2 protein-coding genes and 2 pseudogenes are annotated in these 1,446 nt (G+C 67.1%); 3 read left to right on the top strand and 1 reads right to left on the bottom strand.

The features are described 5' to 3' along the window. Nucleotides 1-43: 43 nt before the first annotated feature. The 3 genes and pseudogenes from ETD85_RS66595 to ETD85_RS62215 all read left to right on the top strand — a co-directional run. Nucleotides 44-139 (top strand): annotated as a pseudogene (locus ETD85_RS66595) (AIM24 family protein); the annotation flags it as partial. A 156-nt stretch (nt 140-295) separates the two neighbouring features. Further along, the gene (locus tag ETD85_RS62220) at nt 296-598 is read left to right on the top strand and encodes an ArsR/SmtB family transcription factor (protein ID WP_170247513.1); all 303 of its coding nucleotides are present in this window, start codon (nt 296-298) and stop codon (nt 596-598) included. Further along, nucleotides 588-1,076 carry a YbaK/prolyl-tRNA synthetase associated domain-containing protein gene (locus tag ETD85_RS62215; RefSeq protein WP_240780193.1) on the top strand — a complete coding sequence of 163 codons (489 nt, stop codon included), beginning with the start codon at nt 588-590 and terminating at the stop codon, nt 1,074-1,076. The genes ETD85_RS62220 and ETD85_RS62215 overlap by 11 nt, the downstream gene beginning before the upstream one ends. A 12-nt stretch (nt 1,077-1,088) precedes the next feature. Here ETD85_RS62215 and ETD85_RS62210 read toward each other — a convergent pair. Further along, a pseudogene (locus ETD85_RS62210) lies at nt 1,089-1,367 on the bottom strand (cellulose binding domain-containing protein); the annotation flags it as partial. Nucleotides 1,368-1,446 lie beyond the last annotated feature (79 nt).

Raw genomic sequence — 1,446 nt, 5'->3', positions numbered from 1 at the left:
GTGTCTTAGGGTCTCGTGGGCTCGGAGAGGTGTATAAGAGACAGGGAGTGGGGAGGCCATGCAACTGGCGTTCAGGGGGCAGGGGTTCGTGCTGGTGCAGGCCAGTGAAGGGGCTCCTGTGGTGACCTCCTCTTCCTAGGGCTCCACTTCCTGGGGGCTCCCTTTCCTAGAGGCTCCTCTTCCTGGGGGCTCCTCTTCCTAGGGTTCGGGTTCCCTCCGGTGTCCTTGTCTCCCTAGAGGTCCCATGGGCGGCGGCTGCGTAGACAGGTAATTAGCTAATTGCCATAATGCCTTTGTGTTGGACGTTGATCTGGTCAAGGCGCTGGCCAACGACAAGCGGCTGCTCGTCCTGGACTGGCTGCGCGACCCCGAGCGGCACTTTCCGCCTCAGCGGGACGGTGACCTCGTACAGGACGGGGTCTGCTCGCTGTTCATCGCCGAGAAGCTCGGCGTGAGCCAGCCGACCTGCGGCGAGCACCTCAAGGTGCTCGTGAAGGCGCGGCTGATCAAGGGCAGGAAGATCAAGCAGTGGGTGTTCTACCAGCGCGACGAGGGCCGGATCGCCGAGGCTAAGGAGTTGTTGAGCGGTGACTGGTGAGCAGCACGGCGCCTACGAGCGACTGATCGCCGACATGGACGCCGCCGGGGCGCGCTACCGGCTGATCGAGCACGCGCCGGAAGGACGGACGGACGAGGTCAGCGCCCTGCGCGGGCACGATCCCGCGCAGGCGGCCAAGTGCCTGATCGTCATGGTGAAGGTCGGCAAGAAGCAGACCCGGCACGTGCTGGCGGTCGTTCCCGGTGACGCGCGGCTCGATCTGCAGGCGGTCAAGGCGTTGCTGGAGGGCACCTACGTGGCCTTCGCCGCGAAGGAGAAGGCCGAGGAGCTGGCGGGGAGCGTGAGCGGGACCGTGCTGCCGTTCAGCTACGACCCTCGGCTCGAGCTGGTCGCCGATCCGTCGCTGCTGGACCAGCCCGAGCTGTATTTCAACGCCGGCCGGCTCGACCGGTCGGTGGCGCTGGCGACCGAGGACTACGTGCGGCTGGCCGAGCCCAGGCTGGCCGCGATCACCTGACAGGTCTGAGCGTCAGGCGCAGGTGGGGGTGGGGGCGGTGTTGGCGCCGGTCCAGGAGGCGAGGAAGCCGAACGTGGCCGACGCTCCGGGTGCCAGCGAGCCGTTCCAGCTCGCGTTCGTCACCGTCACCGCCGAGCCGCTCGCGCTGAGCGTGCCGCCCCAGATCTGAGTGATCTGCTGGCCGTTGGCGAACGACCACTTCGCCGTCCACGAGCTCATCGCGGTGCTGCCGGTGTTCTTGACGGTGACCTCGCCCTGGAAGCCGCCCTGCCACTGGCCGACGTTCGTGAGGGTGGCCGTGCAGCCGCCCGGGGGCGGGGTGACGGCTGACTCTTATACACATCTCCGAGCCCACGAGACCCTAAGACAC

This window comes from Nonomuraea zeae (assembly GCF_005889725.1).
Classification (GTDB): domain Bacteria; phylum Actinomycetota; class Actinomycetes; order Streptosporangiales; family Streptosporangiaceae; genus Nonomuraea; species Nonomuraea zeae.
The sequence above is the reverse complement of the archived record's forward strand: the minus strand, read 5'-3'. Positions and strand labels throughout refer to the sequence as shown.